This window comes from Kineosporia sp. R_H_3 (assembly GCF_002198675.1).
Classification (GTDB): Bacteria; Actinomycetota; Actinomycetes; order Actinomycetales; family Kineosporiaceae; genus R-H-3.
On record NZ_MWLL01000195.1, the window covers coordinates 12,443 to 27,889 of the forward strand.

Consider the following 15,447-nt stretch of genomic DNA (forward strand, 5'->3'; position numbering starts at 1 on the left):
CTCGCGGCGACCCTCAGCCGCGACGCGCTCGCTCCCGAGGGCTCCGACCTGAGGGGGCGCGTCTGCGGACCGGACAGCCACGTAACCGAGCACCCTCCCGCTGGGCATCCCCAGGGGCGGCTCATCAGGAGACAGATCATCAACGCCTCGAGGCGCAATCTAGGTTCGGCTTCCGGCGAGAACGGGAGTTGAGACCGCTGCGCCCCAGCCGCGCTCTGTGACGGTGGTCAGTCACCGAGCCTGCCCTCCACAACGCCCTGAGGGTGCGGCAACGAGAGCGCTGCACAGGCAGCCACCAGGCCCGATCGTGTCAAGGTGCTCCGGGCGGCAGGGTAGCGCGGCAAGATGGCCCCGTGGACTTGGTGAAGTCGAAGCAGCGCGTGGCGGACCACGGCGAGGTGTTTACCCCCGGGAGCGTGGTTGACGCCATGATCGACCTCGTCGCGTCCGAGGCAGCCCGTGTCGACGCCCGCTTTCTCGAACCCGCATGCGGCTCGGGCAACTTCCTGCTGCCTGTATTGAGGCGCAAGTTGGCGACCGTCAACGCGCGCTATCGTCAGAGCGAGTTCGAATTGCGACATCAAGGATTGCTTGGTCTGATGTCAATTTATGGCATTGAACTGCTTGGCGACAATGTTGGCGAGTGTCGAGCGAATCTTGTCGAGATCTTCGCGGCCGATCTAGCCCTGCCCAGAGATGATGTATGCCTTCGCGCGGCCGAAGCAGTAACGTCGCTGAACATTGTTCATGGAGACGCTCGAACGATGCAGACCCTTGCTGACGATCCGCAGCCAATTAGCTTCGCCGAGTGGTCGTATCTCGGCAAGGGCACCTTTGGGCGTCGCGATTTCCGATTTGACACGCTGACGCAGATGTCCTCATTCGGTGCAGAAGATACTCTCTTCGCTGACCTTGGAAAGCACGACATCTTCACGCCGACACGCGATCATGGAAAACTGTCGATGTCTGATATTGCGGGGTCCGCTCATGACTGAGCAAGCCAGCTTCGCTTTGCGAAACCGCAACCCGGACGTGCTCTCATGCATCGCAAACCTGTCCAACGACGAGGTCTTCACGCCGCCAGAGTTCGCTAACCGCATGCTCGATGGGGTCGCGGCCGCCTGGGCAACCCAACACGACGGGGCGAGCATCTGGGAAGATAGAAACGTTAGATTTCTTGATCCCTTTACTAAGTCTGGCGTCTTCCTGCGAGAGGTAACCCGCCGGCTGGTGAAGGGCCTTGAAGGCCAGATTCCTGACCTCGCTGAGCGGGTGGACCACGTGCTTAGCAAGCAGGTGTATGGGATAGGAATTACACAACTCACAAGCATGATCGCTCGACGGAGTGTCTACTGCTCCAAGTGGGCCAATGGAAGGCATTCGGTCGCCTCCTCGTTCGACACTTCGGATGGGAACATCTGGTACGAGAGTATGCGGCACACCTGGGTTGGCGGGACCGAGTGGGTGCTGACCGCCGATTCAGAAGGCAACCAGGTGCAGAAGTTCGTTAATGGGAGGTGCAAGTACTGCGGCGCCAGTCAGCGGATGTGGGAGCGCGACGACGGCCTCGAAGAGCACGCCTACGCGCTTATCCACACGGACAACGTGGCCGCCCGCATATCTGAGCTATTCGGAGAAGACATGCACTTCGATGTGATCATCGGCAACCCCCCCTATCAACTGCAGTCTGACGGCGGTACCAGGGATATTCCGATCTATCAGCACTTCGTTGAACAAGCGAAGAAGCTTGAGCCGAGATACTTGTCGATGGTGATCCCGTCTCGCTGGATGGCGGGTGGACTTGGCCTCGCCGAGTTCCGGCGGACGATGCTGAGCGATAGACACATCAGAGACCTGGTGGATTATCCGAATGCCGCCGACGTATTCCCTTCTGTCGGCATCAATGGCGGTGTTTGCTACTTTCTCTGGGATGCGGCGCACGATGGTGACTGCAATGTAACAATGGTTCGCGGCGGCGAGGCTATTGGCCCGAGCGCTCGCTCTTTGAGCGAGTATGACGTCCTGGTTCGTGACGAGCGCGCCTTGACTATCCTTAGGAAGGTTCTCGCTCAAGGCGAGGAGTCCATCAAATCGATCCTTGCCCGCGACAAGGAATTTGGGTGGACGTCGAACTTCAACGGCTTTCACGACAAGCAGAGTCCCGGGGACGTGTCCATCTACTTTATCCGTTCCATGAAGCGCGGGCGCGGGTTCATCGCTCGCTCTGAGATCCTGAAGAGTCAAAACCTTGTGGACACCTGGAAACTTCTCGTACCGAAGGTTGGATCCGGACGAGAACGTGAGAAGACGGGTGTGGACCTGGTGCTCGGGCCAGCTCAGGTAGCTCCGCCTCCCTCGGTGTGTACTCAGTCGTTCCTGTTCTTCTACGTTCAGACCAAGAAGGAGGTCGAGAGTCTCAGGTCATACTATGCGACAAGATTCTTCCGCTTCCTCGTGTCCCTCAGAAAGATCACTCAGGACGCCACTCATTCCACCTACACCTGGGTGCCGCTGCAATCCTGGGATCAGGAGTGGACAGATGCAGACTTGTATGCAAAGTATGACCTGACGCCGCAAGAGATCTCGTACATTGAGTCGCTGATTCGTCCGATGGAGTTGGCCGATGTCTAAGGCCATCGAAGAACTTCTTCCAGCCAAGCCACAAGCGAGGCTGAGGCTGTATGCGTATGGGATCGACGATGACGCCCATAAGGGAATGTTGAAGATCGGGCAGACAACTCAGAGCGTTAAGACGCGGGTCGAGCAGCAACTCAAGACGGCCATGGTCAAGAACTACACCATCCACGTAGACGAGCCTGCTGAGCGTTTGGATGGAACGCTGTTCTCCGATCACGAGGTTCGAGCACGCCTTCGGGGCAAGGGATTCACGAAGGTCGACCTCGAGTGGATGAAGTGCGAGCCGGCAGACGTTCTTGTGGCCATTGCCGAGCTGCGCAACGGCGTGACGCTGTCGGGGACTCATCACCACACTTTTGGAATGCGGCCCGAGCAGGCTGCCGCTGTGGCCAAGACCCACGCCTACTTCCATTCCATCTGGAAGGAGGACATACACGCGGTCCCTCGATTTCTCTGGAACGCGAAGATGCGTTTTGGCAAGACATTTGCCACCTACCAGCTTGCCAAGAAGCTCGGTGCGACCAAGGTGCTGGTGGTCACTTTCAAGCCCGCCGTAGAGGATGCTTGGCGGGCAGATCTTGACGAACATGCTGACTTCGATGGCTGGCAGTACCTCTCGAAATCTACGGGCACCGATCCGACCAATGCGGACAAGAGGCGGCCCCTCGTCTATTTCGGCTCCTTCCAGGATCTCCTTGGTAGGGACAAGTCCGGGAACATCAAGGCGCGTAACGAGTGGCTACACGAGACTAACTGGGATCTCGTAGTGTTTGACGAGTATCATTTTGGCGCTTGGCGCGAGAGCGCCAAGGAACTCTTCGAAGGCGAAGATGACAAGGAGGCTCAGCGAGAACTGCTAGCAGAGTTCCATCCGGACCTTGAAGGCTTCAATGAGGAGTTGGATGAGCTACGGGAGGAAGAATCTGACTTCCTCCCCATCACGACAAAGGCCTACTTGTATTTGTCGGGGACGCCGTTCAAGGCGCTCGCGACGGGTGAGTTCATCGAAGAGCAGATATTCAACTGGACATATACGGACGAGCAGCGAGCAAAGCGTGATTGGCCGCTCAAGAATGGCTCGAAGAGGAATCCGTATTCGTCGTTGCCTGAGATGCGCTTGCTCACTTATCAGATGCCGGACGAGTTAGTTGCCATTGCCAAACAAGGCGAGTTCGACGAGTTTGATCTCAACGAGTTCTTTGCGGCAAGTGGGATGGGCGAGGCAGCCAAATTCAAGCACAAGGGAGATGTTCAGAAGTGGCTGGACATCATCCGTGGTTCGTATGCAGCTACTCAGGTCGACAATCTGAAGCTTGGGTCAAGGAAGCCGCCCTTTCCGTATTCGGATGTGCGGCTACTGCCATACTTGAACCACTCGCTGTGGTTCTTGCCGACGGTCGCCTCCTGTTATGCGATGGCGAATCTTCTGGCCGAGCGTCAGAATGTCTTCTTTCATGACTATATTGTGTTGACGGTGGCCGGCACGGGCGCTGGGGTAGGCCTGGCTGCTCTTCCCCCGGTACGGAAGGCAATCGGAGGCGGACATGAATCAAAGACCATCACCCTCTCGTGTGGAAAGCTGACCACCGGCGTTACTGTGCCGCAGTGGTCTTCGATCCTCATGCTCCGCAACTTGAATTCACCGGAGACGTACTTCCAGGCAGCGTTCCGCGTGCAGTCGCCGTGGGTTATCAAGAATCCGAATGGAGATAATCCTGGCGAGGAGCAGGTCCTCAAGCCGGTCTGCTTTGTCTTCGATTTTGCCCCGACTCGAGCGCTTCGCCAGATCTCGGAGTATGGCTCTGGGCTGTCCCCGGAAGCGTCCAACCCGGAGGAAGCGCTGAGAGAACTGGTGGGATTCCTGCCGGTGCTTGCCTTCGATGGGTCGCATATGACTCAGATTGATGCGGGCGGTATCCTGGATATTGCGATGTCGGGTACATCCGCGACGCTCTTGGCACGGAAGTGGGAGTCCGCGCTGCTGGTGAATGTCGATAATGAGACGCTCAGACGCATTCTGGATAGTCCCGAGGCCCTCTCGGCGATTTTGAAGATCGAAGGCTTTCGGTCTCTCGGTGCGGATGTGATCGAAACTGTGATCAACAAGAGTGAGCAGGTGAAGGCTGCGAAGAAGGAGAAGGGGGAGGATATCTCACCCAGGGAACGCAAGGAGCTTAGTGATGAGGAGAAGGACTACAAGTCGAAGCGAAAGCAGATTCAGGAGAAGCTAGTCAAGTTCGCGACTCGAATTCCGGCATTCATGTACTTGACTGACTTTCGGGAGAACACGCTTCGGGACGTGATCACGAAGTTGGAGCCGGACTTGTTTAAGACTGTGACTGGACTGACTGTTGACGACTTTAACTTGCTTGTTAGTCTTAACGTCTTCAATAGTGCTCACATGAACCAGGCGGTGTTTGCCTTCAGACGCTACGAGGATTCATCGCTCTCGTACACGGGGATTGAGAGCCACGAAGGTCTCAGCCACTTCGGCCTCTATGACACGGTGATCGCGCGCGACGAGTAGTGGTGGGCTGCCTCGTGCTCCGTTGACCCGGCGGCGCATGTCCTCTGGCGCAGGCAGCGATCTGCCAGCAGTTGCGGACGCAACGTTCCTAGTTCGCTGCGCTGTCTGCCCGCGTGTTGTCACGGATCCAGTCGGCGTAGTTTGGGCTGGCGGCGATGAGGGGAACGACGACAAGGCTTGGTACCTGGTATGGGTGGCGGGCCAGCGTGAGCTCCAGAATCTCCGGGACGAGCGATCGTCGCGTACGCATGGCCGCGCGAGCCTCGAGCGCTTCCTGTGTGCTGCCCTCCCATGGATAGAGGGAGTGAATCTGGGTGATGTGCGTCCCTGCGCACAGACGGTCGCTGATCAAGAGCCTTGCGAACTCTTCGAGCCAAGTTCGGTCGGGGGCGGTGATCACGACTTCGCATAGGTCGTCAAGAGCCAGTTCTTGCGCGGCCCGCGTGTGCTGGGGGTTCATTAGGGTGTGGCTCCTGCCGGATCGTCTGCGCTGTCCTGGCTGGCGGCCTCTCGGATGAGGCGACGGGCGTCCTCGTCGGTGCGCCCCATGGAGCCGCGCCCCGTGACGTTCTTCCCGTCGTACGACAAGCCGACCCAGCGGCCCTGCATCTCGAGGCCCTGGGGGTGGAGCACGAAGAACAGGGTGCCCTTGGATCGCACCGAGGAGTCGACCGAGACGTACCAGCCCATGAGGATCTCGTTGTCCCAGAGGCGCAGCTCGCCGCTCCAGAGGTAGCCGCCGTCCTCGACGGAGCGGCCGCGCGCGACGGCTTCGACCCGGATGAGCTCGCCCTGCTGCTGCATCTTGACCGGCTGGACGGCGATGACCTCCTGGCCGTCCTTGTACGACTGCCAGCCGGCGAACCAGTCCCCGGAGAGATTCACCTTGTGCTCGGGGATTCCCGCCAGGTCGGCGATCGGGATGTCGAGTGCCTTCGCGATGCCCACGCCGACCATGAAGGCCGGCTGCTGCTCGCCGGTCTCGTACCGGCGGATCTGGCGGGCGTCGACGCCGGCCTTGCGGGCCAGGTCGGACTGGGACATGCCCAGCTCGACGCGGCGACGCCGGATGACTTCTCCGAGGTCCATGTCAACCAGTGTGGCGGACTGTGCAGTCCGCTTCCAGGACTTCCGCGTCCGCAAGAGCGGACTCTTAAGGCTTGACAGGCGGATAATTAGTCCGCACAGTGGGGACTAAGAAGTCCGCAGCAGACATTTTCGCCCGCTGTGGCGGTAGTCGACCGGAGGTGCCCCATGAGCGCGGAGCCGCTCAGCACGAGCCCGCCGCAGTACCCGCGTCCGGCCCGGGAGCCGGCTGCGCCGCGGGCGTTCTACAACGTCCGCGAGGCCGCCCGGATGTTCGGGATGTCGGCCATGACGCTCTACCGCGCGATCGAGGCGGGGGAGTTCCCCGCCGTCCGGATCCGCGGCCGCCTGATCATCCCCGCCCGCGCCATCGACGAGATGGTCGCCGCCGCCCTGCGCGACGGACAGGTCGACGCCGCGGACTTCGTCCCCCGAAAGGACGGTGCCCTGTGAACCGCCTGCCCGCGACCTACCCCGGCCGCACGGCCGACCCGCGTACCGCCGCGCGCCGCGAGCTGCCGGCCTGGAAGGTGACCCTGCGGCGGTGGATGCCGCTCGCCGACCCGGCGAGCTACCTGCTCGCCGCCGTCGTCCTCGCGGTGACCTGGGCCGGCCCGCTGCTGCTCGAGCGGATCCTGTCCCACCTGACCGGTGCGCCGTGAGCGCCCCCGGCTTCCCGCACTCGAGGGTGTCGCGCCAGCATCCACAGCGGCTCCGCGACATCCTCGCCGGCCTGCGAGCGGACCTTGCCGCAGACCTGGAGCGCACCGTCTTCGTCGCCTCGCTCACCTGCGAGTCGTGCGGGCTTCGCCCTTCGACGGCCGAGGTGCTGCTGCCGGATGTTCCGCCGTTCGCGGTCTGCGGCGACTGTGCGCCCGTCCTGGCGTACGGCATCGGCATCCCGCTGGAAGGCTCGGACGTCGTCGGCGCCGAGGTCTGGACCGCTCGACCCGGCCGGCTGACCGTCGTCGGCGAGCCCATGCCGACAGAGCCGCCGTCCGCGTCGTCGAACGCCGCCAGCCAGTCCGACAAGTTCGCGCTCGTCGACCCCGGTGACTCGGCGGGGGAGTGGCGGCCGCGATGGGACGGCGACGTCCCGCCCGGCGGATGGTCGGGACGGATCCGGCTGCCGGTCTGCTGTCGGGACATCGTCACCTCGGTCGGCCTGCTCGCACTCGTCGCGATCTCGACCCTGGCGACCTACTGGCTCGGCGGCCGAGACCGGACGGCGTTCGTGCACATGGTCCTCGTCGGCGTCGCTGGGTTCCTGATCACGGCGGCCGTCGACTCCTGGCTGCTCGGACGCCGCGACCGCCGCCGCGTCGCGCGAATCCTCGCCGACCGGCAGGTCGCCGCCAGCCCCCGCGGGGGCGGCGGACCAAGCACCGCCGGATAGCCGGCCACCTCACCCGGCTCGACGCCACTCGTCGACCGAGGCCACTGCGCCGGCCCGGTCGCCCACAGGCCCGGGTGGCGCCCGGAGGAACCCCCGTCCCCGGGCGTCACCCGGCTCCACCAACCACCTCGCCCCGCTCTCCTTGCAGAGCAAACTCCCTGCCTCGCAACCGCTTCGGGTTGACGCGTACGCGTCAACGCCACGGCGGGAGTCCGGCACGCCCTCACACCCGTTCCGTGTCTCTCCCAGGAGTCTCGATGTCCTCGACGTACCTGATCCTGCGGGCCCTGCGGCACCTGCCGCTTCGGGCCCTGTCGGCCGCGGTGATCCTGTTCGCCCTGGCCTGGCTGACCGGCCACCAGCCGCGCCTGCACACCCTCACGGACCACGCCCGCAGCGCCGGCCTGCTCTGGGCCGCCGTCGTCGGCGGGTACTGGACGCTGCGGTGGCTGGCGCCGGCGATCTCGACCCGCCGCTGGGTCGACCGCCGCGACGACGCGAGCGTGCACGCCCGCGGCGTCGCGACCTGGACCGATGTCGGCCAGCACGCTGCGCAGGTCCGCGCCAAGGGCGCCCGGCTGCGCCCCGAGCTGGGACGCCGCACCCGCGGCCTGCGTCGTCCGCTGCGGCGGTTCGTGATCCGCCCCGAGGCGTTCTCGGTGCGGCTCGCGCGGACGAGCTGGCTGCCGGTCGCCAACCACGTCCACGCGTCCTGCGAGGAGGTCACGCTGCGGATCGGTGGCCCGCGGTCGGGCAAGTCCGGGTCGCTTGCTTGCCACGGCCTGGACGCCCCGGGCGCTCTGCTCGTCACCACGTCCCGGACCGATCTGCTCAACGCCACCCGCGACGTTCGCGCTGCCCGCGGCCGGGTCGAGGTGTTCAACCCGACCGGCCTGGGCGACCTCGAGTCGACCGTCCGGTGGTCGCCGATCGCCGGCTGCACGGACTACGCGACCGCGATGCGTCGGGCCGCTGACCTCATCCCGCTGTCCGGGACGTCGACGGACGCCGCACGCTGGGACGAGCAGGCCCGCAGCCTGCTCACCACCCTCCTGCACGCTGCTGCGCTCAAGGGCGGCACGATGCGGACCGTCCTGGGCTGGATCTCCCCGGCGGACGCGATCGCCCGCGACGACATCCTCAACGCCCTGCGCCGCTCCGGCGCCGGCGACCCGGACGGCGCTGGCGTCACGTCGAGCGCCGTGCGGTCGATGGTCGACCAGATCCGTTCGCTCTACCAGACCAACGACCGGACGCTGACGTCGATCACGACGACGCTGCTGCCGCACCTGCGGTGGGTCAACGACCCGACCATCGCCGCGGTCGCCGACGCCGACCTCCGGGACCCGGCCCTGCTCGACGTCGCAGCGTTCGTCTCCGGCGGCCGCGACAGCCTCTACCTGATCGGCCGCGACGGCGGCGCCCACACCCTGATCGGCGCCCTCACCGCCGAGGTCGCCCACCAGGTCCGGATGCACGCCGAACGCCTCGGTGGCCGGCTCGACCCGCCGATGACGGCGCTGCTCGACGAGGCCGCCCTCACCTGCGGGCCGATCCCGCTGCACGACTGGACCGCCGACATGGGCGGCCGCAACTTCACCCTCCACATCGCCGTCCAGTCCCTCGCGCAGCTGCGCGAGGTATGGGGCCCCGACCGCGCCGGCGCGATCCTCGGCAACACCTCAGCGCTGCTTGTCTTCGGCGGCATCAAGTCCGCCGACGACCTGCACGACCTGTCCACCCTCACCGGCACCCGCCTCGTCGCCGTCGACGCGGACGACAACCGGCCCCTCCCGGTGTTCACCCCGGCCGAGATCTCCACCTTGCCCGTCGGCCGCGCCCTGGTCCTGCGCAACGGAATGCGCCCGATCGTCGGCCGAGCCCCGATGGTCTGGGACCGCGAACCCTCCGCTCTCGTACGCGCGATCCGGGCGCTGCTCTCGCTCGTCGCCCGGGTCGTCCAAGCGACGGTCACGGCCGGACGGACGACGATCCGCACTGGCGCCGGGGCGGTCACCGCAGCTCTGACTGCGCGCAATGCGACCCCGCCCGCCGTCGCCGCAACAACGGCCGTCACTGGAACGACGACCGACCGCACTCTCAAGATCGACGCCCGCGACGTCACCGAGGTCGACGATGTCGACGAGGGCGTCCCTCTCAACGACGCCGATGCGAAGCCTGCGGATCGCGAGGCCGCGGTCCTGGCCGAGCTCGAGGAACTCTTCGCCCGCCCCGACCTCGATGTCGACGACGCCGCGCAGGGGCACGGCGCCACCCATACCGACTCCGCCGGCGACGACGTCGACGGCAGGGGACGGACCGACGAGGCGGCCGAGGGCGGTGCCGCCTGATGCGCCGCTACACCACCGCAGGCGTCGACGGCGCCCTCGCCGGCCTGGCCCGAGCCCTCGACGAGCTCCGCGAGGACGTCCGCGCCCTGAGCAAGACCAGCACCGTTCTCCAGGACGACGTCGCCTCCCACACCCGCGCCCTCGCCACCCTCGCCCAGTCCGTCGCCGGCGCCACCTCCTACGCCGCGACCGGCTCGACCGGGGGCGGGAGCGGCCCAACGGACGGCGTCACCAACGAGGTAGCCGAGGACGAGGAGGACGGTGACCCGCCTGGCGTTGCCTGGCTCACGGTCACCGACCCCGCCCAGGCTGTCGCCTGGCTGAGCGACCTCGCCCTTTGGGTTCCCGCGGTCTGGCAGCCGCACCTGCAGACCCGAACCCCCGGCTGCTGGCCCTGGCACCCCGCCGTCGTCGCCGAACTCCTCGTCGTCCGCCACGTCTGGCACGACGCCATCCAGGACGCCGACCCGGCTGCATTGGCCGCCTGGCACGACCGCTGGCGCCCCAGCGCGATGCAGCGCGTTGGCCGGCTGATGGGCGGCTGCGAGCGAGCCGAAGGCCACCACAAGATCGGCGGCCTCGAGCACACCTACGACACGTCCTGCCTCGACGAGCTCGCGGTCTGGTGGGCCACCACCCACGGCACCGACCGCAACCAGCCACCACCCGGGATCTCGAAGGAGGGAACCCAGTGGTGACCCTCCAGTCGTGCCCGTCGGACGGGGACGAACGACGCTCACCGGGACCAGCTACGGCACGCAGCCCTGTTCGGCCCATCCGGTGCGAGGCGGTGCCGCCTGCGGCGTCAGGCAAGCCGTTGCCGCCTGCGGCGTCAGGAAACGCCGTTGTTGGTCACCTTCCGGGGGGCGGTAGCAGCGCCGTCCCCCCACCGCCAGGGCACTCCGGGGCGCATCCGTTCGGACGATCTTTCCCACCCCGCCCACTGGTGCGTGTGGTCGTCGACCGCGCGGGCGTGCCGGTTCGGCTGACGGCGGGGTGCGAGCGGGGTGGGAAAGACCCGCTGCGCTGTCCGCACGGACGACCCCTGCGGCCCTGGCGCCGGGGCCCCTACGACGCCGCTACAGGGCGCCTAAGGGCAGCTGCCCCAACAGAAGGGGCAGCGCCCACACCGCCAAACCCCCTCGCGGCAGGAGCCACCGACATGACCCACACCACCACTGCACAGAACCCCACCCACCCGGCCGAGTCCGGGCTCGCCTCGCCGCTGGTCGCGGCGCTCGAGGCCACCTGGGCCGCGATCCAGCACCGCCACCCCGAGATCCCCGACGTCGTCATCGTCGTCGCCGCCGGGTCCGTCGGCGTCCCGCGCGGGGCCCTGAAGTTGGGCCACTTCGCGGCACGCCGCTGGACCCACGCCGGACCGGGCACCCAGCGCGGCCCGGCCGTCGAGTCCGGCGACGCTGAGCAGCAGGTCGGGATGCCCGAGGTGTTCGTCGGGGGCGAGGGCCTCGCGCTCGGCGCGGTCGACGTCCTGGGGACCCTGCTGCACGAGGCCACCCACGCCCTGGCGCACGTCCGGCAGGTGCAGGACACGTCGCGTCAGGGTCGCTACCACAACCGGCGGTTCCGGAACCTGGCCGAGGAGATGGGCCTGTTCGTCGCCGAGGCCCCCGGGATCGGCTGGTCCGACACCTTCGTTCCCGAGGCCGCCCGTACTGACTACGCGCACGTGCTCGATGCGCTGTCGGCCGCGATCCGGATCCACCGCCGCGCCGAAGGCACCCTCGTCCCGGCCACGCCCGGTGACCAGGACGGCGCCGCCGCGCCCGGTCCGGCCGGTGGCACGGGCGGGACGGCGTCCGGGGCCGGGTCGCGGAACGGCGCTGCTGCGCGGTGCGGGTGTGGTCGACGGATCAGGGTGACCGCGTCCGTCCTCGCGCTCGGCCCGATCACCTGCGGGATCTGCGGCCAGCCCTTCACCATCCCCGACACCCCTCCGACCACCGGCTCCACGGTCGACGAGAGCGACGATGACGCCGACGACGAGGCCGATGACGCCGGGCCAGTCGAGGACGAGGACACGGCGGGGAGCGTGTCGCGGCAGCACTACATCGACACCGGCCACTACCTCGACAGCGACGGCCTGTGCCCCTGCGACGAGGAGGGGGCGGCGTGACCGGGCGCAGCCGGGCCGGGCAGTCCGGTCCGGCCCGCCGGTCCAGCACGCCCGGCCCGTCGGGTCGGCTGTGTCGGCCGGTGCTGGTGGGGTGTCGGGGCAGGGCGACCTGCTCGACCTGCTCGCCGCCGAGACGGCCGCCTCGACGGCGGCCGCCGTCGGGACGTCGCCGCTGACGGTCACGCACATGGTGCTGCCGAACATGGCCCTCGCGTGCGGCCGCGACCAGCTCGAACTCACCCGCGCCGCGGCCGCCGCCCACCACACCGGGCCGGTTGTTGAGCCGGCCGCCGGTGAGGGCGGGGAGACGAGGCAACGGCCGCGGCTCCTGGCCTACTCGCCCGCGCACGTCACCTGCGCCGACTGCCTGGCCGTCGGCGAACTCACCGCGCTGTGCGCGGCGATGCAGTCCCGCCAAGCACCCACCACCTGACCATCCCCGTTCTGACCACCCCGTCCCGCAGACCCGCTGTCACAGAGGAGACGCTGCCATGTCGCAGTTCGCCACGACCGACCCGTCGATCGCCTACTACGCCCACCGCCTCCACGCACCGGCCCCCAAGGGACACCTATTCGCGTCCGTGTGCTGGCTCGTCGTCCGCCACCCCGTCCTGCACCAGCTCGCCGCCCGCATCCCCGGCGCCGTCGACACCGACGGCGACGTCCTGCCCTGGATCCTCGCCGACGCCCTCGCCGACCTCGACACCCACCTGGGCGCCTGGGCCGAGTACACGCGCACCCACCGCGCCCCGCAGGTGCGCAACGAGGCCGACGAACGCCGCTACGACACCTGGGTCGACAACGGCCCGCGGCCGTCGGAGCGGGTCAAGGCGCTCGGGGTGATGTCCCGCACCGAGATCAGCCGCCTTCGCCTGCTCGCCGCGTTCTCCGACGACAAGCCCGTCACCTTCGCCGTCGGCATGCTCTGGGGCTTCGACCCCGCCGGCGAGGCCCTCGTCCGGGACTGGATGACCGCCATCCAGGCCTACCGCGGCGACACCACCCCCATCCCCGCCCCGAACGCGACCGGCAATGACTGACCACCCGACCGTCGACCCTGCGGTCCAGGCCGCCGGTACGGCCGTGGAGGTGTCGGTGGAGGTGTCGGTGGCGGACTGGACCGCCGGCTACGAAGCCGGGTACGCGGCCGGCTACCTCGCGGCCCGCAGCGCCCTCGACGCCGCCGCCCGCGCCCTCGCCGTGCTCCGCCCGTCCCGGGCCGTAGACGTCGCAGGCGCCCGAACCGGCACCCCGGCTGCCGACGAGCCGGACCGCAACGACCCGGCCGCCGTGGCCGCCTACCGCGCCCGGATCTACGCCTCCTGGGGCCTGCCGCCACCCACCGACCCGACAGCCGTCGAGCAGTGCTCCGAGCCAGACGCGAAGGACCGCCGGACCGCCGGAGCCACACCGTGATTGACGCGTACGCGTCAACGCTGACCGTCCGAACTCGCTCTCCTGGAAGGGACCCGTCGTGACCCACCGAGACGCGTACCGCACCCAGCCCACCCGGCAGACCAACCGGCCCGCCACCACAGGCGCCCGCCCGGCTCCCGCCGGCGCTGCCCGGGGCGGCTTCACCAAGTCCGAGCTTGACCTCATCCACGCCACCGCCGCAGCCAACAACTCGTTCATCTGCATCGAGTGCTCCGTCGTCCCGGAGGGCACGTTCCCGCCCACCCCCGACGGCGCGCTCCGGCCCGAGGTCGCGCGGATCATCGCCGGCCTCCGCAGGGACGCACAGCCTGCGCCCCGCTCCGCCGGGCACGGCACCCGCGCCGACCGCGCCGCTGCCCGGTCCGCTGAGCGGCCCGGCCCGGCTGGCGACCGGCTCGCTGCTCGCGTCGACGCGGCCCCAGCCTCCCGAGCGGTCAACGCCGTCGCGTACGACCGGGCTGCGTACGACCTTGAGGCCAGCCGCCACCTCGCGGCCGCCGGCTACCAGGTCGACCTGACGGCAGTCGCCGACGCCGTCCCGGCCGACGGGCTGGAGGCCGGCCGTGGCTGACACCTTCGCTCCGACCGCCGGCGAGGACGGCCGGCGCCGCTGGCCGCTGCTGCTCATCGGTGCCTCCGCCGGGACCGCGACGTGGTCCGGGTGGGTCGGTCTCGGTGAACTCACCGGCTTCGGCGTCGTCCACCCCCTCCCTGGTATCTGGGACGACCTCACCCTCAACACCGCCATCACCCTGCCGATCGGTGTCGAGGCCTACGCCGTCTACGCCCTCGCCGTCGCCACGGACGCGCGACCGCTCACCCGGCTGGCCCGCCGCTGGGCCTGGGCCTCCGCCGCGGGCGCCCTCCTGCTCGGGATGGGTGGGCAGATCGCCTACCACCTGCTCGCCGCCCGGGGCGTCACCACCGCCCCCGCCTGGGTGGTCGCCCTCGTCTCCTCTCTGCCGGTCCTCGTCCTCGGCGCCGCATCCCTGCTCTGGCACCTCGCCGCCGCCACCCCGACGGACACAACGCACGCCGCGACCGCAACTGCAGCTGCACCCGTCCCCGTGTCCCTGACCGTCGTCCCGGATACGGCGCCCAGCACCGCGACGAGTGCACCCGTGGTGACTGCCTCAGCCCGGCCCGCGGTCGCCGCCCAAGCGCCGTACTCACCGGCGCGGCCCGTCAAGGGCCCAGCCGTATCCGGTGCGATCGCCTCCCGCACCCCTGGCCGCTCGGGCGGCGCCCGGTCGACCGTCACGGCGACCGTGGTGAGCCCGTCGGACGACGAGGTGCTCGCCCACCTCGACGCTCAGCCCGCCGGTGAAGACCTCCCGTCGATCCGGGCCCTGATGCGCGACCACGGCATCGGCCAGGCCCGCGCCACCAGGATCCACCGCGAGGCCACCACCCGCCGCGCCCGCGCGACGTCCCCTGTCGCTGGTCGGGGGCATCGCGGCGGCGCCGCGATGCCCCCGCCGACAGGTCCCACCGACGACGACCCGACCACACGGCGACCAGACCGGCAGTCGCGCCACGAGGACGACGACCCGGACACCCACCGGGAGCAGAACCAGACCGACCGGGAGAGCCAGGACAGCGGCCACGAACAAGAGCACCGCGAGGACAGCTAGAACCCGACCAGAGACGACACCGAAGAATCACCGGACAAGATCCACAACTGAAAAGTCCAGAACCAAGATCAACTCAAGATCCGAGAAGTGCGACCAGCCAAAGAGCATTCACCAGACCCATGCATCCCGACCGAGTCGGCCAAGATCAAGATCTACAAAGAATGCGCTACACACGCATTCCCCGAACCCCCGACGGAATGCCGTCATCGCTCCGAGGTCGACCCGACTGATCAACCGGACTC

Annotated in this window: 16 protein-coding genes; 14 read left to right on the forward strand and 2 right to left on the reverse strand. The window is 67.7% G+C overall.

All coding sequences use genetic code 11. The features are described from left to right. Nucleotides 1–353 precede the first annotated feature (353 nt). From ECOMGDLI_RS24050 to ECOMGDLI_RS24060, 3 genes are read left to right on the forward strand one after another with little or no spacing between them, the layout of a single operon-like run. Nucleotides 354–995 (forward strand): N-6 DNA methylase, encoded by a 642-nt coding sequence (locus tag ECOMGDLI_RS24050; RefSeq protein WP_088319392.1) that lies wholly within the window; start codon nucleotides 354–356, stop codon nucleotides 993–995. Further along, nucleotides 988–2,631 (forward strand): Eco57I restriction-modification methylase domain-containing protein, encoded by a 1,644-nt coding sequence (locus ECOMGDLI_RS24055; protein WP_088319393.1) that lies wholly within the window; start codon nucleotides 988–990, stop codon nucleotides 2,629–2,631. Before ECOMGDLI_RS24050 ends, ECOMGDLI_RS24055 begins: the two co-directional genes overlap by 8 nt. Next, nucleotides 2,624–5,164 carry a restriction endonuclease gene (locus ECOMGDLI_RS24060; RefSeq protein WP_088319394.1) on the forward strand — a complete coding sequence of 847 codons (2,541 nt, stop codon included), beginning with the start codon at nucleotides 2,624–2,626 and terminating at the stop codon, nucleotides 5,162–5,164. Before ECOMGDLI_RS24055 ends, ECOMGDLI_RS24060 begins: the two co-directional genes overlap by 8 nt. 88 nt (nucleotides 5,165–5,252) lie before the next feature. Here ECOMGDLI_RS24060 and cutA read toward each other — a convergent pair whose 3' ends face one another. Both cutA and ECOMGDLI_RS24070 read right to left on the reverse strand, forming a co-directional pair. After that, entirely contained in the window at nucleotides 5,253–5,624 is a 372-nt protein-coding gene (gene cutA / locus ECOMGDLI_RS24065; protein WP_088319395.1) for a divalent-cation tolerance protein CutA, read from the reverse strand. Next, nucleotides 5,624–6,253 (reverse strand): helix-turn-helix domain-containing protein, encoded by a 630-nt coding sequence (locus ECOMGDLI_RS24070; RefSeq protein ID WP_088319396.1) that lies wholly within the window; start codon nucleotides 6,251–6,253, stop codon nucleotides 5,624–5,626. The genes cutA and ECOMGDLI_RS24070 overlap by 1 nt, the downstream gene beginning before the upstream one ends. A 165-nt stretch (nucleotides 6,254–6,418) precedes the next feature. Here ECOMGDLI_RS24070 and ECOMGDLI_RS24075 point away from each other — a divergent pair, with 165 nt between their 5' ends. From ECOMGDLI_RS24075 to ECOMGDLI_RS24125, 11 genes are all read left to right on the forward strand, one after another. Beyond that, complete coding sequence (locus ECOMGDLI_RS24075; protein ID WP_088319397.1) at nucleotides 6,419–6,703, forward strand: helix-turn-helix domain-containing protein; 285 nt, start codon at nucleotides 6,419–6,421, stop codon at nucleotides 6,701–6,703. Next, entirely contained in the window at nucleotides 6,700–6,912 is a 213-nt protein-coding gene (locus tag ECOMGDLI_RS24080; RefSeq protein WP_088319398.1) for a hypothetical protein, read from the forward strand. Before ECOMGDLI_RS24075 ends, ECOMGDLI_RS24080 begins: the two co-directional genes overlap by 4 nt. Next, the gene (locus ECOMGDLI_RS24085; protein WP_088319399.1) at nucleotides 6,909–7,646 is read left to right on the forward strand and encodes a hypothetical protein; all 738 of its coding nucleotides are present in this window, start codon (nucleotides 6,909–6,911) and stop codon (nucleotides 7,644–7,646) included. Before ECOMGDLI_RS24080 ends, ECOMGDLI_RS24085 begins: the two co-directional genes overlap by 4 nt. Nucleotides 7,647–7,903: 257 nt before the next feature. After that, on the forward strand, nucleotides 7,904–9,997 hold the full coding sequence (locus ECOMGDLI_RS24090; protein WP_088319400.1) for a type IV secretory system conjugative DNA transfer family protein: 2,094 nt from the start codon (nucleotides 7,904–7,906) through the stop codon (nucleotides 9,995–9,997). Continuing rightward, nucleotides 9,997–10,695: a hypothetical protein gene (locus tag ECOMGDLI_RS24095; protein WP_088319401.1), complete on the forward strand. Its 699-nt coding sequence runs from the start codon at nucleotides 9,997–9,999 to the stop codon at nucleotides 10,693–10,695. The genes ECOMGDLI_RS24090 and ECOMGDLI_RS24095 overlap by 1 nt, the downstream gene beginning before the upstream one ends. Before the next feature lie 464 nt (nucleotides 10,696–11,159). Beyond that, entirely contained in the window at nucleotides 11,160–12,134 is a 975-nt protein-coding gene (locus ECOMGDLI_RS24100) for a hypothetical protein (RefSeq protein ID WP_198955141.1), read from the forward strand. Nucleotides 12,135–12,225: 91 nt separating this feature from the next. Beyond that, the gene (locus ECOMGDLI_RS24105; RefSeq protein ID WP_088319402.1) at nucleotides 12,226–12,567 is read left to right on the forward strand and encodes a hypothetical protein; all 342 of its coding nucleotides are present in this window, start codon (nucleotides 12,226–12,228) and stop codon (nucleotides 12,565–12,567) included. A gap of 58 nt (nucleotides 12,568–12,625) precedes the next feature. Further along, nucleotides 12,626–13,174: a hypothetical protein gene (locus ECOMGDLI_RS24110; protein ID WP_088319403.1), complete on the forward strand. Its 549-nt coding sequence runs from the start codon at nucleotides 12,626–12,628 to the stop codon at nucleotides 13,172–13,174. Next, nucleotides 13,167–13,550 carry a hypothetical protein gene (locus ECOMGDLI_RS24115; protein WP_088319404.1) on the forward strand — a complete coding sequence of 128 codons (384 nt, stop codon included), beginning with the start codon at nucleotides 13,167–13,169 and terminating at the stop codon, nucleotides 13,548–13,550. Before ECOMGDLI_RS24110 ends, ECOMGDLI_RS24115 begins: the two co-directional genes overlap by 8 nt. Before the next feature lie 58 nt (nucleotides 13,551–13,608). Continuing rightward, on the forward strand, nucleotides 13,609–14,142 hold the full coding sequence (locus tag ECOMGDLI_RS24120) for a hypothetical protein (protein WP_088319405.1): 534 nt from the start codon (nucleotides 13,609–13,611) through the stop codon (nucleotides 14,140–14,142). Then, complete coding sequence (locus ECOMGDLI_RS24125) at nucleotides 14,135–15,205, forward strand: hypothetical protein (protein WP_088319406.1); 1,071 nt, start codon at nucleotides 14,135–14,137, stop codon at nucleotides 15,203–15,205. The genes ECOMGDLI_RS24120 and ECOMGDLI_RS24125 overlap by 8 nt, the downstream gene beginning before the upstream one ends. Nucleotides 15,206–15,447: the final 242 nt, after the last annotated feature.